We start from the raw sequence: 24989 nt of genomic DNA on the forward strand, positions 1-24989 counted from the left end.
CCTCTCCCCCACTACACGGACGCAGCGCCCTTCCGGTTCACCGAACACCCGATGCGGTGAACCGGTTGGGCCGGTGCTTCGTTACGAAGGCATGACTGCCGAACTGCACACCCGCCGCTCCGTTCTCACCACCGGGGCCGCCGTCGCCGGCGTCGCCGTGGGCACCGTCGCCCTCGCCGCCTGTGGCGCCGGCTCGGACTCGGGCTCCTCAGGCGGCGACGTCCCCAAGCCCGGCGGGAAGGTGATCGCGGTGGCCGACGTGCCCGTCGGCCAGGCGAAGTCCGCCAAGACTCCCGACGGCCAGGACGTGATCGTGGCCCAGCCGACCGCCGGAACCGTGAACTGCTTCAGCGCCATCTGCACCCACCAGGGCTGCACCGTGAACCCGCCGCAGGGCGCCGAGATCCACTGCCCCTGCCACGGTTCGGTGTACGACTCGCTCACGGGCGCGGTGAAGAACGGTCCGGCCGAGAAGCCGCTGCCGAAGATCAACGTGAAGATCGACAACGGAGAAGTCGTCACCGCCTGACGACGTAACCCACCCAACACACGCGAAGGGCCCCTTGTGGACGAGCACGGTCCACAAGGGGCCCTTCGGCGTCGAAGGCGCGACGCCCGGAAAGCCTCAGCCGTTCCAGCTGAACAGCGGGTCGCCCGCCGCGACGGTGCGCCCGGGCTCGAGGCCCGCGAGCACGTCGGCCTGGGCGTCGAGCCCGACCACGGGCACGATCGGCGAGTAGCCGGCGGCCGCCACGGCCTCGGGGTCCCAGCCGATCACCGGCTGGCCGGCGCGCACCGACTCGCCCTTGACCACGTGGAGGGTGAAGCCCTCACCCTTCTCCTTCACCGTGTCGATGCCGAGGTGCACGAGCACGGCGCGCCCGTCCTCGGTCGCCACCACGAAGGCGTGCGGGTGCAGGGTCACGACGGTGCCGTCGACCGGCGCGACGGCGTCGGAGCGGCCGCCGCTCGGCTTCACGGCGATGCCGGGGCCGACCATCGCCTCGGCGAACACCGGGTCGGGCACCTCGGTGATCGCGACGACCTCGCCCGCGACGGGGCTCAGGATCTCGAGGCTCACATCAGGTCCTCGATGTCGCTGGCGATCGTGTCCGCCTCGGGGCCGACGATCACCTGCACCGCGGAGCCCATCTTCACCACACCCATCGCGCCTGCGGCCTTGAGTGCCGCCTCGTCGACGAGGCTGGTGTCCTCCAGTTCGCAGCGAAGGCGCGTGATGCAGCCTTCGATCTCGACGACGTTGTCCACGCCGCCGAGCGCCGCGAGAATCTTTTCAGGCCTGTCATCCGCCATCGCGGCCTCCTCGTTTCCCGTTGGTTCCCCACGTGAGCCAGTGCGCTCCACCAGTACTACGCCGTTCGTCGGCATGCACGTCGCCGCAGGCCACGAACGCATAACGGTGGTTGACACCCGCTCGCGAAGCGGAGCATCCTGCCCCATCGGAATTATTGGTCTAGACCGGAACGTACCAATCTTCCGGCGAAGACGCGAGCATCGGTCGCCCGGTGCGACGACAGAAGGAGGGTGACACCGATGAGCGCGGCCGCGCACGTCCCGCCGCCCGACGGCGTCGACCGGGTGGACCGGGTGGACCGGGTGATCAACGGGCCCACGCCCAAGCACGCCCAGCTGCGCGAGATCCTGCGCCGGTCCGTGGAGCGCGAGCTCCCGCCCGGTTCGCCGATCCCGTCGGAGCGGGAACTCGCCCAGCGCTACGGTGTCTCGCGTCTCACGGTCCGCTCGGCGATCGGCAAGCTCGTCGAAGAGGGTCTGCTGGCCCGGGTGCGCGGCAAGGGCACGTTCACCGCCGCGCGCCGCATGGAGTTGCAGCTCTACCTGATGTCCTTCACCGACGACATGCGCCGGCGCGGGCTCACCCCCACCACGGAGGTGGTGTCCACATCGTTCGAGGTCCCGCCGGTGACCTCGGCGCACGCACTCGGTCTCCCCGAGGGCGTGGCGGCCCACCGGCTCGTGCGCCTGCGGCGCGCGGACGGCGTGCCGCTGGCCGTGGAACGCGGCTGGTACCACGCGGGCCGCACGCCCGGACTGCTCGACCTCGACCTCACCCGTTCCCTGTACGCCCAGCTGGCCGAGGCCTACGACCTGCGGCCCGACCAGGCATACCAGACGGTGTGGGCCGAGTCCGCGGATCGCGAGACGGCGCGCCTGCTCGGCATGCGCACCGGCACTCCGCTTCTCGTCTTCCGCCGGGTCTCCAGCGCAGGCGGAGAGCCGGTGGAGGACATGACGTCCTGGTACCGGGGAGACCACTACCAGGTGACCATGCAGTTGGACCGGAACACCCCGGATTCCGGCCACGAACCCCACTACGGAGGTACCCGACGATGAGCGCCACCACCACAGAGGGGGCGAAGGGCAAGAAGAGCGGCGGCGGGCTCGCCGGGCTGCAGCGCTTCGGTCGCAGCCTGATGCTCCCCATCGCCGTCTTGCCGGCTGCCGGTCTTCTCAACCGGCTGGGCCAGGACGACGTGTTCGGCAAGACCGGCCTCGGCTGGGACAAGGTCGCGGCCGTGATCGGTGCGGCGGGCGGTGGCCTGTTCGACTGGCTGCCCCTGCTGTTCGCCATCGGTATCGCGGTCGGCTTCGCGCGCAAGGGCGACGGTTCCACCGCCGTCGCCGCGGTCGTCGGCTGGGTCGTGTTCAACAAGGTGATCCAGGCCATCGCGCCGATCAGCAGCCAGGAGGGCTACAAGCCCGGCTGGGACGGGGCGCCGATCCACTGGCCCTACAGCGTCCTGACCGGTGTGATCAGCGGTATCGTCGCCGCCCTGCTGTGGCAGCGCTACTACCGGATCAAGCTGCCGAGCTGGCTCGCCTTCTTCGGCGGCCGCCGGTTCGTGCCGATCATCACCGCGTTCTCGATGATCATCCTCGGCGTGATCTTCGGCCTGGTCTTCAAGTACGTCGACCACGGCATCAACTCGATCGGCCAGGCCGTCGTCGGCTCGCCGGTGATCGGTGGCGGCATCTACGGCGTGCTCAACCGCCTGCTCATCCCGATCGGTCTGCACCAGCTGCTGAACGTGCCGGTGTGGTTCATCTTCGGCGGCGGCGACCTCAACAACTTCTTCACCCACGTGCAGGGGTCCGGCTCGTTCATGACCGGCTTCTTCCCGATCTTCATGTTCGCCCTGCCCGCCGCGGCGCTGGCGATCTGGCAGACCGCGAAGCCGGGCCAGAAGAAGATCGTGGGCTCGATCATGATCTCCGCGGCGCTCACCTCGTTCATCACGGGTGTCACCGAGCCGATCGAGTTCGCGTTCATGTTCGTCGCGTGGCCGCTCTACATCTTCCACGCGATCATGACCGGTGTGTCGCTGGCCGTCTGCAACGCGCTGGGCATCCACCTCGGCTTCTCGTTCTCGGGCGGGGCGATCGACTTCGCCCTGAACTCGTCGCTGGACACCGCGCACAAGGCGTGGCTGCTGATCCCGATCGGCTTGGTCTTCGCCGTCATCTACTACGTGGTGTTCCGGTTCGTGATCACGAAGTGGAACATGCGCACCCCGGGCCGCGAGGACGACACGATCGAGGCCGACCTCGACCGCACGGCCGCGAAGTAAGCTCGACCACAAGGAAAACGAGAGAGGACGACCATGCCGGAGAAACGAGTCACCGTGGCCAGCAAGGTGGGCCTGCACGCCAGGCCGGCCGCGCTGGTCGCCAAGGCGGCCGCGGCGCAACCCGTCGCGGTGAGCATCGCCAAGGCCGGCGGCGACCCGGTGGCCGCCGGCAGCGTGCTCAACCTGATGACGCTCGCCGCCGCGTTCGGCGACGAGGTGGTCATCAGCGCCGAGGGCGAGGGCGCCGACGCCGCGATCGAAGCGGTGGCGGATCTCGTCGCCACGGATCTCGACGCTCAGTAGGTACCGCTCCAGGGGCAGCCGCGGGGGCCGTCCGGCGCCGGGAAATCCGGTGCCGGGTGGCCCCTTCGCGCGTTTCCGGGGCCGCTTGCCGATCCGGCCGAGAGAAGGCGGACACCCAACCGGAAGTCACCGCCCGTGCCAACGGTTTCCGCCGTGACTGTGGTCGGGTCGGCAACAAGCAGCACAGTAAGGTGGGGACATGGAGAGCCTGCGCCTGATCGACGAGTGGCCGGTGGACAACGCCGCGGCCGGGGTGGTTTCCGCCGACGGCGAGGTGCGCGACCGCCACGGTGATTCCGCTCGAGTGTTCCGCCTGGCGTCGGTGACCAAGCTGCTCACCGCGTACACCGCGCACATCGCACTCGAGGAGGGCGTCGTCGAGCTGGACACGCCCGCCGGCCCCGAGGGCTCGACCGTGCGGCACCTGCTCGCCCACACCTCCGGCCTCGCCTTCGACGCCCACAAGGAGATGGCCCCGCCCGGCACCCGCCGCCTGTACTCCAACGCCGGCTTCGAAGTCCTGGCCGACACCCTCACCGAGCACTCCGGCATCGCCTTCGCCGACTACCAGCGCGAAGCCCTGCTCGACCCGCTCGGCATGACCGCCACCGTCCTGGACGGCTCCCCCGCCTCCGGCGCCTCGTCCACTGTGGACGATCTGGCGCGCTTCGCCGCCGAACTGCAGTCCCCGAAGCTCCTCGCGCCCGCCACGCTCGCCGTCGCCACCGACGTCGCCTTCCCCGGCCTCAACGGCGTCCTCCCCGGCTTCGGCTACCAGAAACCCAACGACTGGGGTCTCGGTTTCGAACTGCGCGACCACAAGTCCCCGCACTGGACCGGCTCCGCGAGCTCCCCGCGCACCTTCGGCCACTTCGGCCAGTCCGGCACCTTCCTCTGGGTGGACCCCGAAGCAGGCCACGCCTGCGTCGCCCTGGCGGACCGCTCCTTCGGCCCCTGGGCCGCCGAGGCCTGGCCCCCCTTCACCGACGCCGTCCTGGCCGAGCTGAAGGGCTGACGCACACCGCCCCAACGCCACACCCGACGCACCCAATGTGGCGTTCGGTGCGCTCAACGCACCCAACGCCACATTGGGGCGCTTTACCCCACCCCCCAAAGGCGACGAACCCACACAACCAGACCCAGCACCCAGCCCCGCCCCGGCACCCCGATCCGAAGCCTCCTTACGGCCGGCGACCGTGTGTCAAGGCACGCTTTCCCGCCTTGATACACGGTCACCGGCCGTAACACACTCCAGCTTCGGGGTGCTCATCCAGGCAACACGCTCCCGCGAGAACCGCGAAAAACCCGTTAAGAACCCCGCGAACCCCTCACTCCATCACCCGAATCGGCTCCCCAGCCTGAAAAGCCGCAATATCCTCCACCGCATCCCGATAGAAGATCTCGTACGTCTCCCGGCTCACATATCCGACATGCGGCGTCAAAATCACATTGTCGAGACCACGAATCGGATGATCAGCCGGCAACGGCTCCACGTCATACACATCCAACGCCGCCGCCGCAATCCGCCGCGAACGCAACGCGTCCAACAACGCCGCCTCTTCGACAACCGGCCCACGAGATGTGTTGACCAACAAAGCGCTGGGCTTCATACGTGCGAATTCCGCCGCCCCGACCAGCCCACGACTGCGCTCCGACAGCACCACATGCACCGACAGAACATCACTACGCTCGAACAGCTCTTCCTTCGACACCGCAGCAACCCCGTGCTCCGCAGCTTTCTCAGCCGTCAGATTCGGACTCCACGCGATCGTCTCCATCCCGAACGCCTGCCCGATCCGCGCCGACGCACTCCCCAACCGTCCCAGCCCGAGCAGACCCAGCGTCTTCCCGCTCAACACGGTCCCGACCCCGACCTGCCACCCACCCTCCTGCATCGACCGCACATCCGCCGGCAGGTTCCGCGCCGCGGCCAGGATCAACGCCCACGTGTGCTCCAACGTCGGCGGCCCGAGGTACCCCGTGGTCGACACCACAATCCCATTCCGCTTCGCCGCCGCTCCATCGATCGCCGCGTTACGCCGCCCAGTACTCACCAACAGGCGCAAATCCGGCAACCGATCCAAAACCTCCGCCGGAAACCGCGTGCGCTCACGCATCGCCACAGCGACGTCGAAACCCGCCAGCTTCCGGACGACATCGTCGGGACCGGTGAAGGCCTCCGTGAAGACCTCGATGTCGGCACCGAGGGAGTCCCAGTCGGCGTAGGTGAGCGCGACGTTCTGGTAGTCGTCGAGGATCGCGATCTTCATGCGCCCCACCGTAGTCCGCTCACGCGCGCAGAACAGCGTCCACCCGCAAGCCGGCGCCGGTCCAGCGGACCCCGGCCAGGTCCTGGACCACGGGCGTGGCGGGCGAGTCCAGCGCGCCGCGGCCCACACCCACCACGGCGGCAGGCCCGGCCGCCACCGCGGCGGCCAGGCCGTTGCCGCTGTCCTCGAAGATCGCGCACTGACCGATTGGCACCCCGACCCACCGCGCCCCGAGCAGGTAGCCCTGGGGGTCCGGTTTGCCGCGCGACACGTCGGCGGCGGTCACGACCGCGGGCGCGATCGGCAAGCCCGCGGCGGCGAGCCGTGCTTCGAGCAACGGCCGCGACGCCGACGTGACCACGGCCCAGTTCCCCGCCAGGCTCGCGAGCAGCTCGGCCGCGCCGGGGATCGCGACGGTGGTGCCGGCATCGCCGATCTCCAGCTCGTCAATGCGGCGCAGGCCTTCGTCGGTCTGGTCCTCGGGCAGGTGCATCCGCACCGTCTCCGAGGACCGGCGGCCGTGCACACCGTCGAGCACGACGGCCGGGTCCAGCCCGTGCTCTCGCGCCCACCGCGTCCACGACCGCTCGCCCGAAGCCGTGGAGTCCACGAGCACCCCGTCGACATCGAACAGCACCGCACGGCATTCCAGGATCATGCTTCTCCTGCCACACAACGGAAGTACAGGAACCGCGGCTTCGTCCGCAGTCCCTGCGCGATCCGCGGGTCGGCCTCGTCGGCCTCGGCCACGGGCATCGGTTCCACCAGCCGGTCGACGGTGAACCCCGCGTCGCGCACCGCGTCGAACGTCCGGCTGAGTGGCCGGCGGTAGTACTGCACCACCTGACGGTAGGAACCGAGCAGGAACTCGTCGTCGAGCAGCTCGGTCTCGAAGTAGTTCTCGCGCTCGAACCAGTGCCAGTCCTCACCGGGGTGGTGCACGGAGAACACGAGCTGTCCACCCGCGCGCAACACGCGGTGGAACTCGCGCAACGTCGGCCCGAAGTCCTCCAGGTAGTGGAGGACAAGAGACGCGGTGACGACGTCGATCGAACCGTCCGCAAGGGACAGTGGCTTCGCGATGTCGGCGACCTTGAACTTCGCCAGGTCACCGAACTCCTTGCGCGCCAAGGAGATCAGGCCTTCACTCACGTCGACACCCAGCACGTCGGCACCCCGGCCGGCGAGCAGCGCGCTCAAGTGACCTGCCGCGCACCCGGCGTCGAGCACGCGTTTGCCCGCCACCTCACCGGCCAGCTCCACGATCGCCGGGCGGTCGTACAGCGCGTTCGCCACGCTTTTCGCCGCATGCTCGGCATACGCCTCGCTGAACCCCTCGTACTGGGCGGTTTCGAGCCGCGCCGCGCGGGCGCGGCCGACGATCTCGTCGATGACCTCGCTCTTGGCGTCCGCGTAGTGCTGGATGTACGTCCAGGTTTTCGCAGCCAGTGTGCGCTTCTTCGCAAGATACGTGGCCAGTTCCTTAGGATGTGTGCGCATCCGATCACGGAAGAGCAGGTATCGCTCGGTCTGGCCGTTGCCCGGCGAATGAACGTGGAGGTTGACCCTCGGGCCGGTCCCGGAGAAGCACCGGTGCTTCTCCCACTCCGGTTCACGGATCACGAGCCGGTAGCCCGTGGCTTCGAGGACCGGCACATAGGCGTCTTCGTCGTCGGAGTCCGGGACTTCCAGCAGGATGTCGATGACCGGCTTGGCCGCGAGACCGGGGACCGAAGTGGACCCGACGTGTTCGAGCAGCACCACCTTCTCCCCCAGTGCGGTGCGAATTCGCTCAGCTTCGCGTTCGAACAACACCGGCCACTGTGGGTCGTACTCGGCGAGCGTCACCGTGGTGTCGAGCCGCGGCGGCTCGTCGACCCACGAGTCCCGGATCTCCTCGTCGCTGCGCGACTGTTGACTGGTTTCCGACATGCGTCCCCCTGGACTCGGCAAACGGGCAGTCGGCCAGAATAACAACGCGGCGCGCGGCCCGCCTCAGGAAATCGGCAGCGGCAGGATGTCCCCTGTCGCCGCGCGCAGGGCGGCCCGCATCTCCTCACGCGGCGCGGGCCGCCCCGTGAAGTGCTCCGCCTGACCGAAGGCCTGGTGCAGCAACATGTCCAGCCCCGTCGCGAGCCGGCCACCCCGTGCGGCGACGGCTTCGGCCAATGGCGTCGGCCACGGGTGGTAGATCACGTCCAGCACGCTGGGCACCCCCGCGAGCGCGGAGACCTGAGCCAGCACCGCCTCCGGCGGCACGGTGTTCACCAGCACGGCCGTGCGCGCCGCCAGCGCCGGAAAGTCCACTTCGGACCACCGGAGCACCTCGACGTCGAGGCCGGCGCTCTTCGCCGCGTCGAGCGTCTCGCCCGCCCGCGCCGGCTCCCGCACCACGAGACTCGCGGACGCCACACCCAGCGCGGCGAGCCCGACCACGGCGGCCGCTGCCGTCCCGCCGGCACCGAGCACCACCGCCCGGTCATCGGGCGAGGGCGTGTAGCCGCCCGCCGCCCGCAACGCCCCCGTGACGCCGTCGACGTCGGTGCAGTCGGCGAGCCAGCCGCCCTCGACGCGCACCAGGGTGTTCGCTGCACCGACCGCCGCGGCGCGCGGCGTGACCTCGACCGCGTGGTCGAGCGCCCGGCGCTTGCCCGGCATCGTCACCGACAGGCCGACCCACTCGGGGCCGAGCCCGTCGACGAACCCGGGCAGCTCGTCGGCCCCGGTCTCCACGCGCTCGTACGTCCAGCCTGTGAGCCCGAGCGCGTCGAACGCCGCGCGGTGTAGCACCGGCGAAAGCGAGTGCTCGATCGGCTTGCCCAGGACCGCGGCCTTGCGCGGCCCGTCAGAAGACGCCACGTTGCTGCGCCAGATCACGGTTCTTGTTGTGCTCGGTCAGCGTCGAGGCGAAGCAGGAGTGCCCGTCCTTCTCGCACTTCACGAAGTAGAGCTCGTCGCCGTCCGGCGGGTCGACCGCGGCCTTGATCGCCGCGACACTGGGCACCCCGATCGGAGTCGGCGGGAGACCGTAGTTCAGGTACGTGTTGTACGGCCCCGGGGCTTCCCGATCTGCCTTGTTCGTGAGCAGGGTCGGTTTGTCGACCACGTAGTTCACGGTCGAGTCGAAGCCGAGTTTCATCCGCTGGTCGAGCCGGTTGTAGATGACCCGCGCGATCTTGGGGAAGTCGGGGGTGATCGCCTCGCGCTCGATGAGCGACGCGACGATCAGCGTCTGGTACGGCGTCTGCTTGGGCCCGGTGCTCTGGGCGCTCAAGCCCGCGGCCTGGATGGCCTCGGCCGACTGCTTCACGAGGCTGGTGATCAGCTCCGAGGCGGTCCAGCCCGGTTTGACGTCGTAGAGCCCGGGCGCGATGAGCCCTTCGAGGCGTTTGTCCTTGCTCAGGGCCTTCTGCGCACCGTCCACCGCCCAGTCGGGCACGCCGAGCGTCTTGAGGTCGGCGTCGGCGACGGTCTTGCGCAGCGCATCGGTGGAGACGCAGGTGTTCTTGCCGTCGAGTTCGGCGCACGAGGCCTTGGAGATCAGCGAGTAGACGCCCGGTGTGACCGTGTTGCCGGGCTGCTTCACGTCGTCGAGCTGCGTGTACGGGCGGATCTCCAGCCGGCCGACGTGCGCGGCCGGTGAGGTGATCAGCGACACCGCGCTCTCGCCCGACATGTGCTGTTTGAGCAGGTAGTACCCCTGCTGGATCCGGCTCAGGGCGGTGTTCTCCGCGCCGGCCTTGACGAACGCCGTGGTGCTCGCGACGACGCCCGCGTCCACGAGCTTGCCGCCGATCGCCGACGTGGTGTCGCCGTCCTCGACCTGGATGAGTGCGCTGCCCTCGCCGGTGCCGTCGAAGTCGTTGTAGCCGAAGATCTTCTGGTAGCCGTAGTAGGCGCCACCGGCGAAGACGACGAGGACCAGCAGCGCCGCGACCCAGCCGAGCGCGCGCTTGCTTCGCTTGCGCTTCTTCTTCTTGGCGGACGCGGGTTCTTCGGCGTACTGCTCCTCGTCGTACTCGGCGTCGTCGTAGTCGCCGTACTCCTCGTCGTCGTACGCCTGGTCGTACTCGCCGTCTTCGCGGTACTCGTCTTCGTAGTCGTCGCCGAACAGGTCGTCGAGCTGCTCGCGCTCCTGCGGCGCGGAGTCCGGCACGGTCGGGATCACGTCGGTCGGGTGCTCCACCGGCTGCGGCCTGCGCCTCGGCGCCGGGCCCGGCCTGCCGAGCCGCGCATCCGGAGGCATCGAGCCATCGGCGGAACCGGTGAACCGCGGATCCGGCGGCATCGAACCGTCGACCGGACCCGCGAAGCGGGGGTCGCGAGGCAGGGAACCGTCAGGCGGGCCGGCGAAACGGGGGTCGGGCGGCAGGGAGGCGTCAGCCGGGCCGTTGAACCGCGGATCCGGCGGCATCGAACCGTCGACGGGACCCGCGAAACGCGGGTCGGGCGGCATGGAGCCGTCCACCGGGCCCGCGAAGCGGGGGTCCGGAGGCAGGGAGCCGTCCGGTGGGCCGGCAGGGCGGCGGACCGGACGCGAAGGACCGGGGTCGCCGGGCAGCGGCAGGTCGCCGGTGTCCGAGCGCGGACGGCGGCGCGGAGGTGCCGGAGGCACGTCGCCCGGCTCGGCCCGGCGACGGCGGCGCGGCGCACCGGGCGGCGGGCCCGGCGGCGGAGGCGGCAGTTCACCGGCACCACGCGGGTCGCCGGAAGGCTGAGCTAGATCGGCGCCGCGCGGGCCGGAAGGCTGCGGCAGATCGTCTCGGCGAGGGTCACCCGGCGGCTGCGGGAGGTCGGGCGGCACGTCGGCGGGCTCGCGACGGCGACGGCGGCCGGTGGCGGGCGGAGGGTCCGGTGGAGCGGGCGGAGGGGTCTGCGGAGGCGGCGGCGCCTCGTCCGAGGCCTCGCGCCGGCGACGGCGGCCGCCGCTCGGTGGGGGCGGCGGGGCCTCGTCGTACGGGTCGGGGGCGGCGTGCTGGGAACGCGGCGGCAGCTCGTGGGCGCCGGGCGGGGGCGGCGTGCGGCGGGCGCGCCGGGGGCCGCCCGGCGGCGGGGTGCCGGGATCACGCAACCGTCGTCGGCCGCCTTGCTCCTCGGGACCGCGAGGCTCGGTCATGACTCGCCTTTCCGGGCGCGCTGCGCGGCGGCGGCGTCGAGCCAGGCCTGCAGGATCTCGACGGCGGCGGCCTGGTCGACCACCGCCCGCTGCTTGCGTCCCTTGACCCCCCGCTGGGAAAGCATTCGGGACGCCGTGACCGTCGTCAACCGTTCGTCGGCGAGGCGCACCGGCACGTCGCCGACCCGCGTGACCAGCTTGTCGGCGTACTCCACCGCGATCTGGGCGGCGGGTCCGGTTCGGTTCGCCAGTGTCTTCGGCAAGCCCACGATCACCTCGACCACCTCGTGTTCGGTGACGAGTTCGGCAAGCTTGTCCAGATCGCTGTCGTCCTTCGCATCACGGGAGAGGGTAACGAGCGGGCTCGCGAGGATGGGGGCGGGATCGCTCAGCGCCACCCCCACCCGGACAGACCCAACATCGATCCCGAGCCGCCTGCCGCGGCCCGGATCGGACTCACCGGGCCGATCCGGGCCGCGCCGGGAGCTAGCGGCCAACGCTCGCGACCGCTGCGCGCAGCGCCTCGACGGCCTGCTGCGCGCCGGCCGGGTTGCTGCCGCCGCCCTGCGCCATGTCGGGCTTGCCGCCGCCGCGGCCGCCGATGGCCTCGGCGAACGACGGCACGAGCTTGCCCGCCGCGAGGCCGAGGTCGCGCGCCGCGGCCGTGGTCGCCACTACGAACGCCACCTTGTCGCCCGACGGCGCGAACAGCGCCACCACGCCGGGCCGGTCGCCCAGCCGGCCGCGGACGTCGGACGCGAGCGCCCGCAGCCCGTTGCCGTCGACGTCCGGCACGACCTCCGCGACCACCGACACGCCGCCGACGTCCTGCGCCTTGTCGGCGAGCGCGCCCGCCGAGCCGAGCACCTGCTGCGTGCGCAGCTGATCGATCTCCTTCTCCGCGTTCTTCAGCCTCGTCAGCACGTCCTCGATGCGCGAGGGCAGCTGGTCGGTGGGCACCTTGAAGGTGTTCGCCAGCTGCGACACGAGCAGCTGCTCCTTGCGCACGTGCTTCAGCGCGTCCGGGCCCACCAGCGCCTCAACGCGGTGCACACCCGACCCGATCGACGAGTCGCCCACGAGCTTCACCAGGCCCAGCTGACCGATGCGCTCCACATGCGTGCCACCGCACAGCTCGCGCGAGTAGTCGCCCATGTCGACCACGCGCACGTCGTTGCCGTACTTTTCGCCGAACAGCGCGACCGCGCCCAGCTCGAGCGCCTTGTCCTTCGTGGTGATGTAGCTCTGCACCTCGACGTCGGTCTGGAGGTAGTCGTTCACCTCTTCCTCGACCTCGGTGAGGATGTCGGCCGACACCGAGGCGGGCGTGGTGAAGTCGAACCGCATCCGGCCCGGCGAGTTGAGCGAACCGGCCTGCGCCGCGCGCTTGCCGTACGCCCCGCGCACGGCCGCGTGCACCAGGTGCGTCGCCGAGTGCGACCGTTCGATCGACAGGCGCCGGGCCGCGTCGACCGAGCCGGTGAGCTCGGTGCCGATGCCGACCTCGCCGTCGGTGACCTCCACGCGGTGCACGAACAGGCCCGGCACGATCTTCTGCACGTCGAGCACGTTCAGCTTCACGCCGTCGCCGAGCAGCACGCCGATGTCGGCGACCTGGCCACCGCTCTCCGCGTAGAAGGGGGTGCGGTCGAGCACCAGCTCCGCCTTGTGCCCCGCGGCGACGCTGCGCACCGGCTGCCCGTCCTCGAGCAGGCCGACGACCTTCGCGGACGCCTGCAGCTCGGTGTAGCCGAGGAACTCGGTCTCGCCGTTCTGCTCCAGCAGCTTGCGGTACTCCGACAGGTCCCCGTGGCCGTGCTTGCGCTGCGCCGCGTCGGCCTTCGCCCGGGTGCGCTGCTCCTCCATGAGCGTGCGGAAGCCGTCCTCGTCGACGGTCAGGCCCTGCTCGGCCGCCATCTCGAGCGTGAGGTCGATCGGGAAGCCGTAGGTGTCGTGCAGCTGGAACGCCTTGTCACCGGCGAGCACGTCGCCGCCGGAGTTCTTCGTCTCGGCCGCCGCGAGGTCGAAGATGCGCGAACCGCTGGTGAGGGTGGCGAGGAACGCCTCCTCCTCCACGCGCACGACCTCGGAGATGCGGTCGAAGTCCGTGACCAGGTTCGCGTACGTCGGGCCCATGGTGTCGCGCACGACCTCGGCGAACGCCTGCAGCACCGGCTCCTGCACGCCCAGCAGGCGCGTGGAGCGGACGATGCGGCGCAGCAGCCGGCGCAGCACGTAGCCGCGGCCGTCGTTGCCCGGGGTGACGCCGTCGCCGATCAGCAGCACACCGGTGCGGGCGTGGTCGGCGATCACGCGGAAGCGGACGTCGTCGACGTGGTTGGCGCCGTAGCGGCGGCCAGAGAACTCCTCGGCGCGGCCGATCACCGGGCGGACGAGGTCGGTCTCGTAGACGTTCTCGACGCCCTGCAGGATCGTCGCGACGCGCTCGACGCCCATGCCGGTGTCGATGTTCTTGGCCGGCAGGTCACCGAGGATCGGGAAGTTCTTCTTGCCCGCGCCCTCGCCCCGGATGTTCTGCATGAACACCAGGTTCCAGATCTCGATGTAGCGGTCCTCGTCCGCGACGGGCCCGCCCTCACGGCCGTAGTCGGGGCCGCGGTCGTAGTAGATCTCGGAGCTGGGTCCGCACGGGCCCGGGATGCCCATGGACCAGAAGTTGTCCTCCATGCCGCGCTGCTGGATGCGCTCGGACGGCAGGCCGGTGAGCTTGCGCCACAGCCCCGCCGCTTCGGCGTCGTCCTCGAACACGGTCGCCCAGATCCGGTCGGGGTCGAGCCCGTAGCCGCCCTCGGACTGCGGACCGGTGATCAGCTCCCACGCCGACTCGATCGCGCCTTCCTTGAAGTAGTCGCCGAACGAGAAGTTGCCGGCCATCTGGAAGAACGTGTTGTGCCGCGTGGTCTTGCCGACCTCGTCGATGTCCGGCGTGCGCACGCACTTCTGCACGCTGGTCGCGCGCGGGTACGGCGGCGGCACCTCACCGAGGAAATACGGCTTGAACTGCACCATGCCGGCGTTCACGAACAGCAGGTTCGGATCGTCGAGGATCAGCGAGGCGCTGGGCACGCGGGTGTGCCCCTTCGACTCGAAATGGCGCAGGAATCGGTCGGTGATCTCGTGTGTGTCCACGGGTGTGTCCTCGGGCTGGGGTCCGCGCACCGCTCGGCGCGAAGATCGGACCGGGAAAAAGGGGGAGGCGACGACGGCGGAAGGGCGCTGCTCGCGGGCGCGAGAAGCTCAGCCTTCCGCCCGGCGAGCTCGCCGCACGGGGCGCTGCGCGGCGGCGTGCCGGCCCGCGCCACCCTGCGGCGCGATGTAGCCGGTCCGTTCCTCGACCATGTCGTGCAGCTCCTGTTCCCGTTCGCTCATCCCGGCGCGCACCTCGGCGCCGAACGAACCGACGGCGCCGGCCAGCTCGCGCACGGCCTCGCCCAGGTTCGATGCTAACCCCGAGGGAGTGACCTGACGAGCCGTTTCCCCGGCCTTGCGGGTGAGCGCGACGCCGGCGAGCACGCCGACGCCGAGCCAGAACAGACGCTTCACTTCTTCCTCCGGCGAGCGGGGCGCTGGGCCTTCGCTTCCTGCTTCTTGCGGCGCGCGCGGATCGCCTTGCTGATCCCGTAGGACAGCGCGGCGGTCTTCACGAGCGGGCCGCCGAGGGTCGCGGTGAACACCGAGGACAGGGCCGACACGTTGCCCGTGACCGCCTGCGCGTTGGCGGTGATCCCGTCGACGCGCTCGAGCTGGGTGTTCACGTGCGTGATCGTCTCGTTGGCGCCCAGCAGGATCGGGTCGGTGTTCTCGTGGGCCTTGCGGATCGCGATCGTCGCCTCGTCCAGCGTGCGGCCGAGCTTGAGCAGCGGGATCGCCAGCAGCAAGACCAGCACCACGAATGCTCCTGCGGCGATCAGCGCGGCGATCTGCCCTGCCGACACGGGCCCTCCTCGGGGTTGCACGGGTCTTCGGTGCCAGTGAGGTTACCGCCTGGCCAGCCCTTCGGCGGTGTCGCCCCGTCGGTCGGTCACTCAGCGCAGCCGAACCGGTTCCGACCTGCGGTTGCGCCCCGCACACAGCCCTCCACCGGACCGGCCGGCGGAGGGCTGCGTGCGGGGCGATCAGTCGTCCTGTTTGGCCACGGCCCGGTACAGCACCGCCATGTCCTCCTCGCCGTGGCCGGCGTCGACGGCGGCCTGCAGGTGGGCCAGCGTCGCCGCGGCCCCGGCCACGTCGACGGCGTCGCCCGCGGCCTCCACCACGAGCCGCGCGTCCTTGGCGGCGAGCGTGGCGGGGAAGCTCGTCGGGTAGTCGCCCGAGAGCATGAGCGGGCCCTTCATGCGCGCGTAGCCGACGTCGAAGCCGGTTCCCTCCATCACGTCGAAGAACAGCTGCGGGTCGATGCCGAGGGCGCGGGCGAGCGCGAGGCTCTCGGCCGTGCCGTTGGTCAGCGCCAGCACCCACGCGTTCATCACGAGCTTGAGCCGCGTGGCGGTGCCCGGCTCGGTGCCGAGCCAGCGCGTGCGCGAGCCGACGGCGTCGAAGACCGGCGCGGCGATCTCGTGCACGTCGTCCGGACCGGCGGCCAGGACCTGCAGCTGCGCCTGCTCGGCGGGGACCTTCGTGCCCATCACCGGGCAGTCGACGAACACGGCACCCGCCTTCTCGGCGGCCTCGGCCAGCGTGGCGATCCACTCCGTGCCGACCGTGCTCATCTGCAGCCAGACCGTGCCGGGCTTCACTTCGGCGGCGGCGAAGACTTCGGCGACCGTGGGCCCGTCGGACAGCATCGTGACGAGCACGTCGGCGCCCGCCGCGGCTTCGGCCGGGGTGTCCGCGACCGTGGCGCCGTCGGCGGCCAGCGGTTCGGCCTTGCTGCGCGTGCGGTTCCACACGCGCAGCGAAACGCCGGCGCGGACGAGATTGGCGGCCATCGGGTGGCCCATGATTCCGGTGCCCAGGAAAGCGACAGTGGTCATGGCTCCATCGTGCCTGTCGGCGCCGCGGCCCGCAGGCAGGGCCCGTGGCTCAGCCCTGGTGACTCAGCGCGGGCCAAGTCGACGCTCGCCCCGCCACCAGCTGGTCGAAGCCGGGGAACTCGGTGGCGCGCAACGGCTCGGCCCACGGCGTCGCCGGGCCCGACGCCGGGTGGCGCACGCGGATGGTCACGTGGCCCGGGTTCGAGCCGCCGTCGTGCCAGTGGCGGGTGTGCGCCGGAATGCCGAGCAGGTCACCGGGCTCGCACAGCACGGCGTGGACCTGGCGGCCCACGTGCAGGTACCAGACGGCGGAGCCGGTCACGAAGAACCGGTCCTCGTCGCGTGGCAGGCTGCGTTCGGCCGCGCCGAAGTCGCCCGTCAGCACGTCGACGGCGTGGTAGCCCACGGCCGTGGTACGCGAGTCGATGCGGTCCTGGAAACGGGCGAGCACCTCGGACTCACCGGCACCGGGCATCGGCCCGTCCACCGGCCAGCGGCAGAACTCGACCCCGATGCGAGCGAGCTCGGCCGTGATCGTCCCCGGGTCCTCGGTCCGCAGCAGCACGTGTCCGGGCTGGTCGTCGGGCCACACCGTCAGCAGCGTCATCGCCACCCCCTCCGTCGCCGGGAATCAACCGACCTGACGGCCGGACATTCCCGCTCCCGCCGTTATACGGAAGAAAGTGGCGACGTTCACGGGAGTACCGCCGAGCGGGATCGAAGGGGGAACCAACACTGCCCTGGCAGGACAGGTGCTCACCCCCTTGCGGTGAAGTGCGCAAACGCAGCTGGACAGCGCGTGAATACCTGCCAGGTGCAGTCCCGGCCCGCGGCACGGCTGCCACCTGGCGACGATGTCCGACGCGCACCGCAGTGCGCTGCGGCGCAGGGACTTCGGCTTCGTCTTCCAGTTCGGTCAGCTGGTGCCCGAGCTGAGCTGCCTGGAGTACGTCAGCCTTCCGGTGCGGCGGGCGGGCCTGAGCCGGCGCGCGGCCGAGGTCATCGCGCGCAAGTGGCTGGACCGGCTGGAGGTCATGGACGTCGCGGCCAAGCGGCGGGCGACGTGTCCGGCGGCCAGGGCCAGCGGGTCACGGTGGCGCGGGCGCTCGCGAGGGGCGCGGGTGATCTTCGCGGACCAGCCGACGGGCGCGCTCGATCCGCTCAACGGCGAGCGGTGATGGCTTGGTGGTGTCCGCGCTGAGGAGACCGGGGCCGCGGTTGTGCTGGTCACGCACGAAGCGCGGGTCGCCGCGTACTCCGGCTTCGAGGTCGTGGCGCGCGACGGCCGGATCCGGGAACCGGAGCCGACCCGGTGACGGCCCTGTTCGACCTGCCTGTGCGCAACAACCGGCCCCGCGTATCTCGCTCTCGGCGTGCAGCCGGCGGTCGGCGGCGGCCGGACCTCGTGGATCCGCATGGCGCTCGGGATCGGGATCGCCGTGGCGGTGCTGCTGTTCACGTCGGTCGGCGCGTGCTGGGTGACCAGGACGCGCGGGTGAGCGCGGGGCTGCCCGACACCACGGTGGTCGCCGGAGCCGCAGCGCAGCCGGCCGGCGATCACGTTGCGCGCCCGCGATGCGGCTGCTCGCCGACACGAAGATCAGCATCGGCACGAGCAGCGCCCCGCCGCCGACGATCGCCACGACCACCAGTGTCGGATCCGTCGAGATCCACGGGGCACCGCTGCCGAACGCGTAGACGTCCATGCGCGCGGACCGATCCACGCGGCCGGTGTCAACGGGCCGGTGCCGCCGTGGAACGAGAGGTCGGCGGGGCCGCGCGGTCCCGCGTCGCCGACGGTGCCCACGATCTTCTGCCGGAACGACGACCGCGGCCCGGGATCCGCGGCGATCAGCTCGGCGAGCGCTGGGGAGACCATGAGCTGGCACCCGCCCGGCAGCCGCGTGATCCCCGGCGGCACCGGCGAGCTCAGTCCCGTGCCGCGCAGGTACCGGCCGCCGATGACACCGCCGCGGTACTCCGAGTCGTCACGAACGAGCTCGGTGGGGCGCACTGGCCGACGTGGGCGACTGGCAGGTCCGGCGGGTCGCGGCGGCCGAGACGCTGGTCGGCGTCACCACCGACCTCGGGCTCGGGCTCGGGCCACGGCCTGCGGGCAGCCGGCGCCGCGCGTCGACCTGCTGGCCGGAGCGCGTTCGCTCGTCGCGCTGGTGACCGGACTCGCGCCGCCCGCCCTGCGCACCGACTCCACCCGGACCGTGTGAGCCCTACTGCCGCTCGTCGCGGATGGTGCGGCGCAGGCGGGGCACGCGCTCGGCGAGCGGGCGTTCGCCGCCGCGCTGGGTGGGTTCGTAGTAGTCCCGGCCGACGAGTTCGTCCGGCGGGTACTGCTGGGCCAGGACGCCTTCCGGAACGTTGTGCGGGTAGCGGTAGCCCTGCGCGTTGCCGAGCTTCTTGGCGCCCGCGTAGTGGCCGTCGCGCAGGTGCGGGGGCACGGTGCCGGCCAGGCCGGCGCGCACGTCGGCCAGAGCGGCGTCGATGGCGGTGACCACGGCGTTGGACTTCGGCGCCGTGGCGAGGTGGATGGTGGCCTGCGCGAGGGCGAGGCGGCCTTCGGGCATGCCGATGAACTGCACGGCGTGGGCGGCCGCCACCGCCGCCTGCAGCGCGGTGGGGTCGGCCAGCCCGACGTCCTCGCTCGCGTGGACCACGAGCCGGCGCGCGAGGAAACGCGGGTCCTCCCCCGCCTCGATCATGCGGGCCAGGTAGTGCAGCGCGGCGTCGACGTCGGACCCGCGGATGGACTTGATGAACGCGCTGATCACGTCGTAGTGCTGGTCGCCGTCGCGGTCGTAGCGCACGGCCGCCTTGTCCACGGTGGACTCGACGGTGGCGAGGTCGATCGTCTTGGCCTCGGTGGCCGACGCGGCGTCGGCGGCGGCCTCCAGAGCCGTGAGCGCCCGGCGCGCGTCCCCGCCCGCCAGGCGCACGAGGTGGTCGCGTGCCTCGTCGGTCAGCGTCAGCTCGCCGCCCAGGCCGCGTTCGTCGGTGAGCGCGCGGTCGAGCAGCTTCACGATGTCCTCGTCGGTCAGCGGCCGCAGCTGCAGCACCAGCGACCGTGACAGCAGCGGGGACACGACGGAGAACGACGGGTTCTCGGTCGTCGCCGCCACCAGGAGCACCGTGCGGTCCTCGACCGCGCCGAGCAGCGCGTCCTGCTGCGTCTTGGAGAAGCGGTGCACCTCGTCGATGAACAGCACGGTGTTCTCGGCGTTGTACTGCCGGCGCCGCCGCGCCTCCTCGATGACGCCGCGGACCTCCTTGACGCCGGCCGACAGCGCGGACATCGCGACGAACCGGCGGCCGGTGGCGATCGAGACGAGGTTCGCGAGCGTGGTCTTGCCCGTGCCCGGTGGGCCGTAGAGCAGCACGGACGCCGGCGCGGCTCCCTCCACAAGACGACGCAGCGGCGCGCCCTCGCGCAGCAGGTGCTGCTGCCCGACCACCTCGTCGAGCGTGCGCGGCCGCATCCGCACGGCCAGCGGCGAGCTCGCCGGGTCGGCCTGCGGTTCCGCGCGCGACTCACCGCCGCTCGCGCGGGTCGGTTCCGGCGGCGGCCCCAGGTCGGGGTTCACCGTGAAGAGTTCGTCCTGTGCCACAGCCTTGACGTTAACCGACCACCCCGACAACTTCGCTTGCCCGGCCCTCGTACCCGCGCTACGGTGGTTTGACCGGATGATCGGATCTGGTCATGAGGTCAAACACGAGGAGGCCGGGTGCCCGACGAGCCGAACCGCGAACGCGCCGACCGGATCCTCGACGCGGCGTCCGAGCTGCTCGTGCGCTGGGGCTCGCGCAAGGTCACGATCGAAGACATCGCGCGCCGCGCCGGCATCGGCAAAGGCACCGTCTACCTGCACTGGCGCACCAAGGACTCGCTGTTCGAAGCCCTGCTGATGCGAGCCTCGATCACGCTGCTCGAAGGGTCCGCGGCCCAGTTGCGCGACGACCCGCGCACGGTCGTGCCGCACCGCTACTTCCGCTCCACGTTCCTGCTGACCGTCCGCGACCCGCTGCTGTCGGCCATGCTCATGAACGACACCGAGCTGCTGGGCCACTACGCGCTCACCGCGACGGAGACCCGGCAAGCCGCCGCGGAGACCACCGAACGCACCTGGGACCTCTGGACGGGCAACGGCTTCCTGCGCGACGACGTCGAGAACCTGCGCTTCTCCCTCGCCGCCGCGGCCAGCGGCTTCTACCTCTACAGCAACGTCAACCCGGAATACGCGGACGTGGCACTCGAGGCCAAAGCCGATTCGCTCGCCCACGTGGTCCGCGCCGGCTTCGAACCACCGCACGGACCCGGCCCGGCCGTGGTCGAGCGGACGGCCACCGAACTCCGGGTGGTGCTCGAGACCTACGTCTCGGCGTGCCACGCGGCGATCTACCCAGGGAAATCCACCACCGGGGCCGGCTGATCCCGGCCCCGTCCGACAGATTGGGGCTGTCGCACCATGAGCACCGCACTTCCCGAAGCCTGGACCATCCACGAAGGACAGTTCTGGCTGCGGGGCGAACGACCCGCGAACGCCGTGGCGTACAAACCCGAGCTGGGCACGTGGAGCGTCTACGGCCACCCGGAGGCCCACGAGATCCTGTCCGACCCGGCCACGTTCTCCTCCGACACCGCGCGGCTGCTGCCCGAGAAGACCCTCGGCGACACCAAGGAGCTCTCGGCCGGCAACCTGCTGCAGCTGGATCCCCCGCTGCACAACAAGATGCGCAAGCTCGTGAGCCGCGCCTTCACGCCGAAGGTGGTGGCCGACCTCGAGCCGCGGATCGCCGAGCTGACCCGCGAGCTCCTCGACGAAGCCGCCGGGCGCGACCACCTCGAGCTCGTCGCCGACCTCGCCTACCCGCTGCCGGTGATCGTGATCGCCGAGCTGCTCGGCGTGCCGGCGAGCGACCGCCACCTGTTCCGCGAGTGGGTGGACCGGCTGTTCGAGAGCCCGGAGCAGTTCTCCCTCACCGACGACTCCGAGGAACAGCAGCAGCGGCTGCGGGACCAGCTGGCCGTGAGCCGCAAGTTCACCGACTACCTCGGCGAGCACGCGGACGAGCGCCGGCGGCACCCGCGCGAAGACCTGCTCACCAAGCTCGTCGAAGCTGAGGTCGACGGGGAACGGCTCACGCGCTCGGAGATCGTGAACTTCGCCCAGGTGCTCCTGGTGGCCGGGCACATCACCACCACGATGCTGCTGGGCAACACCGTGCTGTGTCTCGACGCGTTCCCCGAGTGGGACGCGCGCGTGCGGGCCGACCGCGCATTGCTGGCGCCGGTGATCGAGGAATCGCTGCGTTACCTGTCGCCGTTCGGGGCCGTGGCGCGGGTGACCAACCGCGAAGTGGCGGTCGGCGGCACCACGATCCCGGCCGACCAGATGCTCATGGTCTGGGTGGCCGCGGCCAACCGTGACCCGCGCGTGTTCGCCGAGCCCGACTCGTTCGACCCGACGCGCGCGGACATCGCCCACGCGCACCTGGCGTTCGGCCGCGGCATCCACTTCTGCATCGGCGCGCCCCTCGCGCGGCTCGAAGGCCGCACGGCGCTGAACATCCTGCTCGACCGCTACCCCTCGCTGCGCACAATTCCCGGTGAACCGCCGGCTTTCCAGCCCAACCCGGCGATGACGGGCGTGACGAAGCTGCCGCTGAGCGTCTGACCCCACATTGCGCCGCCGGCGAACACCACTCGCGGGCGGCGCCGCGGCGGGCAGAATCGCGGGATGGTGTCCTCCGTCGCGGTCCTGTCCGACATCCACGGTGTGCTGCCCGCGCTCGACGCCGTGCTCGCCGAGCCCGAGGTGGCAGCAGCCGACGTGGTCGTGCTGTGCGGCGACCACGCCGCCGGTCCCCTGCCGCGGCAGACGCTCGACCGGCTCCGGGCGCTCGGCGACCGCGCGGTGTGGGTGCGCGGCAACGCCGACCGCGAACTCGTGTCGCTCGCGGGCGGTGGCACCACGAACATCCCCGACCCGATCGCGCCGTGGGCCGCGGCTCAGCTGCGCCCGGACCAGGTCGAGCTGCTCGCCGCGCTGCCGCTCACCGTCACGCTCGCCGTCGAGGGGCTCGGCGAGGTGCTGTTCTGCCACGCGACCCCCCGCGACGACGAGGAAGTCGCGCTCGTCGACAGCCCGCTGACGCGCTGGGCGGAGGTGCTGGGCGGCGTCACGGCGGAAACCGTGGTGTGCGGGCACACGCACATGCCGTTCGTGCGGCTGGCGGACCGCACGCGGATCGTCAACCCTGGCAGCGTCGGAATGCCTTACGGCACAACGGGTGCGCACTGGGCCTTGCTCGGCCCCGGCGTGCAGCTGCGCCGAACCACCTACGACACCACGAAAGCGTGCGAGGTCCTGGCGAAATCCGAGTACGCCGACATCGAAGAATGGGCCGACTACTTCGTGCGCAACCCGGTGTCGGACGCGGAAGCGTTGCGCGTGTTCAGTCCACGCGCTCGCGGAACGAACGCCACATGATGGCGACCGCGTAGGGCAAGAACTCGCGCCCCCGGCGCCACAGCCACGGCAGGCCCCGCGCGACGAGCCACAGGACGTGGCTGGCCGTGCTCGGCTGAACGCCGCCGGAGCAGGCCAGGCTCACCGGTTCCGGCACCGCGAACCCGGCTTCGGCCAGCAGCGCGGTGAACCCGAGCGCCAGCATCCGGTGCCCCCGCTCCGACGGGTGCAACCGGTCGACGCTCCACGACGGCAGGTCGTACGCGCCGGGCATCGCGTCGAGGTCCAGGCACGGCACGCCTTCGGCGGCCACGACCGCGTCGATGACCTCGTTGAGCGCCGCGACGCGGGCGCTCAGCGCGCGCTTGATCGACGGCGGGAGGCGGAACACCTTGCCGTGGTCGTGGAAGCGCACCGGCACCAGCAACGTGCCGTGGACGGCGAGCGTGCGGATGAGCTCGGTGAGGTCGGCGGAGATCTGCTCGGCATCGAAATCGGGCCGCAGCGTGTCGTTCATGCCCACCACGAGCAGGGCGACCTCGGGCCGGAACCGCAGCACCGCCGGCATCTGCCGGGTCAGCACGTCCTTCATCCGCGCGCCTTCGAACGACGGGTTGAGGTACCCGTCCCCGGCCACCCCGAGCGCGGCGGCGGCGAGCGGCCCCACCCCGCGCCAGCCGCCTCGGTTCGGCAACGGGTCGCCCAGGCCCACGGCGGTGGAGTCCCCCAGCATGGCCAGCCGGCGCGCGCGGCGCGGCTGGTCGGCCGGCGCGGCGGTTGTTTGCCACTGCGGCGCGGGATCGGCGGGTTCGGGGAAGCGGGTGACTTCGACGCTGATCACGGTCACGCAAAAGACCATCCGGCACCGAAACTCACCAGCGGTGATGCCGAGGTAACGCGGCATGGACGAGGGCTGAAATTCTTGGCATGTCCTGTCCGCCTGGCAGGGTCGGGATTGCCGGTTTCCCGCGTTCACCGCGCGAACGTGATTATTCGGGTGAATCGGGCTAGCGGAAGGCGGGGTAGAACGCGAGGTCCGCGTGCGGCCCCAGCCGCGCGCCGAGCGCCGCGGCCACGCGCTGCGCGTGCTCGGCGATGTCGGTGAGGCGCGCGTAGCCCGCGTGCTTCGCCAGCTCGCGCCACCACGTGACGAGCGCCGCCTCACGGCTCACGGGCGTGGCGTGGCGGCTGAGGTCGAGCTTGGGCAGCGTCTCGCGCGTGATGAGCCAGACCATGAGCAGCTCGCTGATCGTGAGCTGCGTGGCGAGCTCCTCGTCGTCGGCGAACGAGGGCCACACGGACACGACCTCGGCGCGCCAGGCCGCGATCATCGCCTCGCTCATCCCCGCGGGCAGGGCCAGCGCGTCTTCGCAGGAGGCGAACGGCAGGCGCAGGCACACGGCGTCGACCAGGGCCGTGCGCACGCGGCCGCGTTCGAAGTCGAGGAACCGCACGCCGGAGCCGGTCACGAGATTGTTGTCCGGGCTCAGGTCCACGGGGCTGAACGCACGGAACGACGCGGAGCGCGCCTGCGCCACTGCCTGGGCGACGCGGTCGTGGATCGGGTCGGCGACCACCACGTCGAGCAGGTCCGCCAGCATCGGCGGCACCTCGGCGGTGAAATCGGCGAGACCCGCGTCCTGGTTGCGCACCGGGCCGCCGAGGCGGCGCAGCAGCGCGTTGAAGTCGGCTTCGCGGCTGGCAGTGCTCGCGTGCAAGCGCCCGAGCGAACGGGCCCACGACAGCAGCGCGCGTTCGGCCGCGCGGGAATCACGCGACGCGAGCTTGTCCTGCAACGTCGGCGCGCGGCCGAGGTCCTCGATCACGAGCACGCGGTGGCGCCCGTCGTGGGCGAGCAGCTCGGGACACATGCGCTCGTCGGGCGACAACGCCGTGAAGAGCTGGTAGCTCACGGCCTCCTGCGCGAACGGGTCGGCCTCACCGGGCTCGCGCGGGTCGGGGTAGTGCTTGATGACCAGCGTGCGCGGCAGCGCGAACGACGACGACACGACCCGGGCCCGCACGACCGTGGCCGGTCCGCTGCCCTCGAGTCCTTCCGGTGACACCAGGGTGATCGCGCTGCCGAAGCGGCGCGAGAGCACCGCCTCGCCGGCCGCGACCGCCGCGGCGACAGCAAGCTGCCCGGCTCCTGCCCCGACGCCCGCGTCGCCGGCGGAGGAGGTGTCGACTGTCATTGGCACTGACCCTACTCGTGA

The 24989-nt window shown here is 71.2% G+C and carries 27 protein-coding genes and 1 pseudogene; 11 read left to right on the top strand and 17 right to left on the bottom strand.

Features of this window, described 5'->3' with window-relative positions; translation table 11 throughout:
• The first annotated feature begins 91 nt into the window (after nucleotides 1–91).
• Nucleotides 92–529 carry a Rieske (2Fe-2S) protein gene (locus AB0F91_RS10735; protein ID WP_360596668.1) on the top strand — a complete coding sequence of 146 codons (438 nt, stop codon included), beginning with the start codon at nucleotides 92–94 and terminating at the stop codon, nucleotides 527–529.
• A 96-nt stretch (nucleotides 530–625) separates the two neighbouring features.
• Here the strand turns inward: AB0F91_RS10735 and AB0F91_RS10740 are convergent, their stop codons facing one another.
• Nucleotides 626–1081 carry a PTS glucose transporter subunit IIA gene (locus tag AB0F91_RS10740; RefSeq protein ID WP_360596669.1) on the bottom strand — a complete coding sequence of 152 codons (456 nt, stop codon included), beginning with the start codon at nucleotides 1079–1081 and terminating at the stop codon, nucleotides 626–628.
• The gene (locus tag AB0F91_RS10745) at nucleotides 1078–1461 is read right to left on the bottom strand and encodes a PTS glucose/sucrose transporter subunit IIB (RefSeq protein WP_360596670.1); all 384 of its coding nucleotides are present in this window, start codon (nucleotides 1459–1461) and stop codon (nucleotides 1078–1080) included. The genes AB0F91_RS10740 and AB0F91_RS10745 overlap by 4 nt, the downstream gene beginning before the upstream one ends.
• Before the next feature lie 93 nt (nucleotides 1462–1554).
• Here AB0F91_RS10745 and AB0F91_RS10750 point away from each other — a divergent pair, with 93 nt between their 5' ends.
• The 4 genes from AB0F91_RS10750 (at nucleotide 1555) to AB0F91_RS10765 (ending at nucleotide 4926) form a co-directional block, all read left to right on the top strand.
• Nucleotides 1555–2373 carry a GntR family transcriptional regulator gene (locus tag AB0F91_RS10750; protein WP_360596672.1) on the top strand — a complete coding sequence of 273 codons (819 nt, stop codon included), beginning with the start codon at nucleotides 1555–1557 and terminating at the stop codon, nucleotides 2371–2373.
• Nucleotides 2370–3608 (top strand): PTS transporter subunit EIIC, encoded by a 1239-nt coding sequence (locus AB0F91_RS10755; protein ID WP_360596674.1) that lies wholly within the window; start codon nucleotides 2370–2372, stop codon nucleotides 3606–3608. Before AB0F91_RS10750 ends, AB0F91_RS10755 begins: the two co-directional genes overlap by 4 nt.
• 33 nt (nucleotides 3609–3641) lie before the next feature.
• Nucleotides 3642–3911: an HPr family phosphocarrier protein gene (locus AB0F91_RS10760; RefSeq protein ID WP_360596676.1), complete on the top strand. Its 270-nt coding sequence runs from the start codon at nucleotides 3642–3644 to the stop codon at nucleotides 3909–3911.
• Nucleotides 3912–4110: 199 nt separating this feature from the next.
• A complete protein-coding gene (locus AB0F91_RS10765) occupies nucleotides 4111–4926 on the top strand; it encodes a serine hydrolase domain-containing protein (protein WP_360596677.1) in 816 nt (271 codons plus the stop codon).
• A gap of 313 nt (nucleotides 4927–5239) precedes the next feature.
• Here AB0F91_RS10765 and AB0F91_RS10770 read toward each other — a convergent pair whose 3' ends face one another.
• The 11 genes from AB0F91_RS10770 to AB0F91_RS10820 form a co-directional block, all read right to left on the bottom strand.
• Complete coding sequence (locus AB0F91_RS10770; protein WP_360596678.1) at nucleotides 5240–6181, bottom strand: D-2-hydroxyacid dehydrogenase family protein; 942 nt, start codon at nucleotides 6179–6181, stop codon at nucleotides 5240–5242.
• A 19-nt stretch (nucleotides 6182–6200) separates the two neighbouring features.
• Entirely contained in the window at nucleotides 6201–6839 is a 639-nt protein-coding gene (locus AB0F91_RS10775; protein ID WP_360596679.1) for an HAD-IA family hydrolase, read from the bottom strand.
• Nucleotides 6836–8113 (bottom strand): GrpB family protein, encoded by a 1278-nt coding sequence (locus AB0F91_RS10780; RefSeq protein ID WP_360596680.1) that lies wholly within the window; start codon nucleotides 8111–8113, stop codon nucleotides 6836–6838. Before AB0F91_RS10780 ends, AB0F91_RS10775 begins: the two co-directional genes overlap by 4 nt.
• A gap of 63 nt (nucleotides 8114–8176) precedes the next feature.
• Nucleotides 8177–9055, bottom strand: coding sequence for a shikimate dehydrogenase (locus AB0F91_RS10785; RefSeq protein ID WP_360597085.1), 879 nt, complete (start codon nucleotides 9053–9055; stop codon nucleotides 8177–8179).
• Complete coding sequence (gene mltG / locus AB0F91_RS10790; RefSeq protein ID WP_360596682.1) at nucleotides 9027–11297, bottom strand: endolytic transglycosylase MltG; 2271 nt, start codon at nucleotides 11295–11297, stop codon at nucleotides 9027–9029. Before mltG ends, AB0F91_RS10785 begins: the two co-directional genes overlap by 29 nt.
• Nucleotides 11294–11794, bottom strand: a complete 501-nt coding sequence (ruvX, locus tag AB0F91_RS10795) for a Holliday junction resolvase RuvX (protein ID WP_360596684.1) — start codon at nucleotides 11792–11794, stop codon at nucleotides 11294–11296. The genes mltG and ruvX overlap by 4 nt, the downstream gene beginning before the upstream one ends.
• A complete protein-coding gene (alaS, locus tag AB0F91_RS10800; RefSeq protein ID WP_360596685.1) occupies nucleotides 11784–14447 on the bottom strand; it encodes an alanine--tRNA ligase in 2664 nt (887 codons plus the stop codon). Before alaS ends, ruvX begins: the two co-directional genes overlap by 11 nt.
• A gap of 108 nt (nucleotides 14448–14555) precedes the next feature.
• Nucleotides 14556–14861 (bottom strand): hypothetical protein, encoded by a 306-nt coding sequence (locus AB0F91_RS10805; RefSeq protein WP_360596687.1) that lies wholly within the window; start codon nucleotides 14859–14861, stop codon nucleotides 14556–14558.
• On the bottom strand, nucleotides 14858–15253 hold the full coding sequence (locus AB0F91_RS10810; RefSeq protein ID WP_220238436.1) for a DUF948 domain-containing protein: 396 nt from the start codon (nucleotides 15251–15253) through the stop codon (nucleotides 14858–14860). Before AB0F91_RS10810 ends, AB0F91_RS10805 begins: the two co-directional genes overlap by 4 nt.
• Before the next feature lie 180 nt (nucleotides 15254–15433).
• Nucleotides 15434–16291, bottom strand: coding sequence for an NAD(P)-dependent oxidoreductase (locus tag AB0F91_RS10815; RefSeq protein ID WP_360596688.1), 858 nt, complete (start codon nucleotides 16289–16291; stop codon nucleotides 15434–15436).
• Between the two features lie 49 nt (nucleotides 16292–16340).
• Nucleotides 16341–16898, bottom strand: coding sequence for a cupin (locus tag AB0F91_RS10820; protein WP_360596690.1), 558 nt, complete (start codon nucleotides 16896–16898; stop codon nucleotides 16341–16343).
• A gap of 238 nt (nucleotides 16899–17136) precedes the next feature.
• Here AB0F91_RS10820 and AB0F91_RS10825 point away from each other — a divergent pair.
• A pseudogene (locus tag AB0F91_RS10825) lies at nucleotides 17137–17607 on the top strand (ATP-binding cassette domain-containing protein); the annotation flags it as partial.
• Between the two features lie 57 nt (nucleotides 17608–17664).
• On the top strand, nucleotides 17665–17790 hold the full coding sequence (locus AB0F91_RS10830; RefSeq protein ID WP_360596692.1) for a hypothetical protein: 126 nt from the start codon (nucleotides 17665–17667) through the stop codon (nucleotides 17788–17790).
• 101 nt (nucleotides 17791–17891) lie between these two features.
• Here the strand turns inward: AB0F91_RS10830 and AB0F91_RS10835 are convergent, their stop codons facing one another.
• Entirely contained in the window at nucleotides 17892–18305 is a 414-nt protein-coding gene (locus AB0F91_RS10835) for a hypothetical protein (protein ID WP_360596694.1), read from the bottom strand.
• 8 nt (nucleotides 18306–18313) lie between these two features.
• Between AB0F91_RS10835 and AB0F91_RS10840 the strand changes: the two genes are divergently transcribed.
• Complete coding sequence (locus tag AB0F91_RS10840; RefSeq protein WP_360596696.1) at nucleotides 18314–18466, top strand: hypothetical protein; 153 nt, start codon at nucleotides 18314–18316, stop codon at nucleotides 18464–18466.
• 53 nt (nucleotides 18467–18519) lie between these two features.
• Here AB0F91_RS10840 and AB0F91_RS10845 read toward each other — a convergent pair whose 3' ends face one another.
• Nucleotides 18520–19911, bottom strand: a complete 1392-nt coding sequence (locus tag AB0F91_RS10845; protein WP_285968890.1) for a replication-associated recombination protein A — start codon at nucleotides 19909–19911, stop codon at nucleotides 18520–18522.
• Nucleotides 19912–20028: 117 nt separating this feature from the next.
• Here AB0F91_RS10845 and AB0F91_RS10850 point away from each other — a divergent pair, with 117 nt between their 5' ends.
• From AB0F91_RS10850 to AB0F91_RS10860, 3 genes are all read left to right on the top strand, one after another.
• Entirely contained in the window at nucleotides 20029–20733 is a 705-nt protein-coding gene (locus AB0F91_RS10850) for a TetR/AcrR family transcriptional regulator (RefSeq protein WP_360596698.1), read from the top strand.
• 36 nt (nucleotides 20734–20769) lie between these two features.
• Nucleotides 20770–21978 (top strand): cytochrome P450, encoded by a 1209-nt coding sequence (locus AB0F91_RS10855; RefSeq protein ID WP_360596699.1) that lies wholly within the window; start codon nucleotides 20770–20772, stop codon nucleotides 21976–21978.
• A 63-nt stretch (nucleotides 21979–22041) separates the two neighbouring features.
• A complete protein-coding gene (locus AB0F91_RS10860; protein WP_360596701.1) occupies nucleotides 22042–22794 on the top strand; it encodes a metallophosphoesterase family protein in 753 nt (250 codons plus the stop codon).
• On the opposite strand, the gene AB0F91_RS10865 is transcribed toward AB0F91_RS10860, so the two are convergent.
• Together AB0F91_RS10865 and AB0F91_RS10870 are read right to left on the bottom strand one after the other, a co-directional pair.
• Nucleotides 22760–23632, bottom strand: coding sequence for an SGNH/GDSL hydrolase family protein (locus tag AB0F91_RS10865; protein WP_360597086.1), 873 nt, complete (start codon nucleotides 23630–23632; stop codon nucleotides 22760–22762). The genes AB0F91_RS10860 and AB0F91_RS10865 overlap by 35 nt on opposite strands.
• A 148-nt stretch (nucleotides 23633–23780) precedes the next feature.
• Nucleotides 23781–24968, bottom strand: coding sequence for a phosphotransferase (locus AB0F91_RS10870; protein WP_360596703.1), 1188 nt, complete (start codon nucleotides 24966–24968; stop codon nucleotides 23781–23783).
• Nucleotides 24969–24989: the final 21 nt, after the last annotated feature.

Origin of the sequence: Amycolatopsis sp. NPDC023774 (assembly GCF_040639695.1) — a bacterium.
In the GTDB taxonomy this organism is placed as follows: domain Bacteria; phylum Actinomycetota; class Actinomycetes; order Mycobacteriales; family Pseudonocardiaceae; genus Amycolatopsis.

Bases quoted from the DNA above. Each gene is read 5' to 3' on its own strand.
- AB0F91_RS10735 (WP_360596668.1), top strand. From the start codon at position 92: ATGACTGCCGAACTGCACACCCGCCGCTCCGTTCTCACCACCGGGGCC.
- AB0F91_RS10745 (WP_360596670.1), bottom strand. From the start codon at position 1,461: ATGGGGCAGGATGCTCCGCTTCGCGAGCGGGTGTCAACCACCGTTATG.
- AB0F91_RS10750 (WP_360596672.1), top strand. From the start codon at position 1,555: ATGAGCGCGGCCGCGCACGTCCCGCCGCCCGACGGCGTCGACCGGGTG.
- AB0F91_RS10755 (WP_360596674.1), top strand. From the start codon at position 2,370: ATGAGCGCCACCACCACAGAGGGGGCGAAGGGCAAGAAGAGCGGCGGC.
- AB0F91_RS10760 (WP_360596676.1), top strand. From the start codon at position 3,642: ATGCCGGAGAAACGAGTCACCGTGGCCAGCAAGGTGGGCCTGCACGCC.
- AB0F91_RS10765 (WP_360596677.1), top strand. From the start codon at position 4,111: ATGGAGAGCCTGCGCCTGATCGACGAGTGGCCGGTGGACAACGCCGCG.
- AB0F91_RS10770 (WP_360596678.1), bottom strand. From the start codon at position 6,181: ATGAAGATCGCGATCCTCGACGACTACCAGAACGTCGCGCTCACCTAC.
- AB0F91_RS10775 (WP_360596679.1), bottom strand. From the start codon at position 6,839: ATGATCCTGGAATGCCGTGCGGTGCTGTTCGATGTCGACGGGGTGCTC.
- AB0F91_RS10780 (WP_360596680.1), bottom strand. From the start codon at position 8,113: ATGTCGGAAACCAGTCAACAGTCGCGCAGCGACGAGGAGATCCGGGAC.
- mltG (WP_360596682.1), bottom strand. From the start codon at position 11,297: ATGACCGAGCCTCGCGGTCCCGAGGAGCAAGGCGGCCGACGACGGTTG.
- AB0F91_RS10815 (WP_360596688.1), bottom strand. From the start codon at position 16,291: ATGACCACTGTCGCTTTCCTGGGCACCGGAATCATGGGCCACCCGATG.
- AB0F91_RS10820 (WP_360596690.1), bottom strand. From the start codon at position 16,898: ATGACGCTGCTGACGGTGTGGCCCGACGACCAGCCCGGACACGTGCTG.
- AB0F91_RS10855 (WP_360596699.1), top strand. From the start codon at position 20,770: ATGAGCACCGCACTTCCCGAAGCCTGGACCATCCACGAAGGACAGTTC.
- AB0F91_RS10860 (WP_360596701.1), top strand. From the start codon at position 22,042: ATGGTGTCCTCCGTCGCGGTCCTGTCCGACATCCACGGTGTGCTGCCC.
- AB0F91_RS10865 (WP_360597086.1), bottom strand. From the start codon at position 23,632: ATGGTCTTTTGCGTGACCGTGATCAGCGTCGAAGTCACCCGCTTCCCC.
- AB0F91_RS10870 (WP_360596703.1), bottom strand. From the start codon at position 24,968: ATGACAGTCGACACCTCCTCCGCCGGCGACGCGGGCGTCGGGGCAGGA.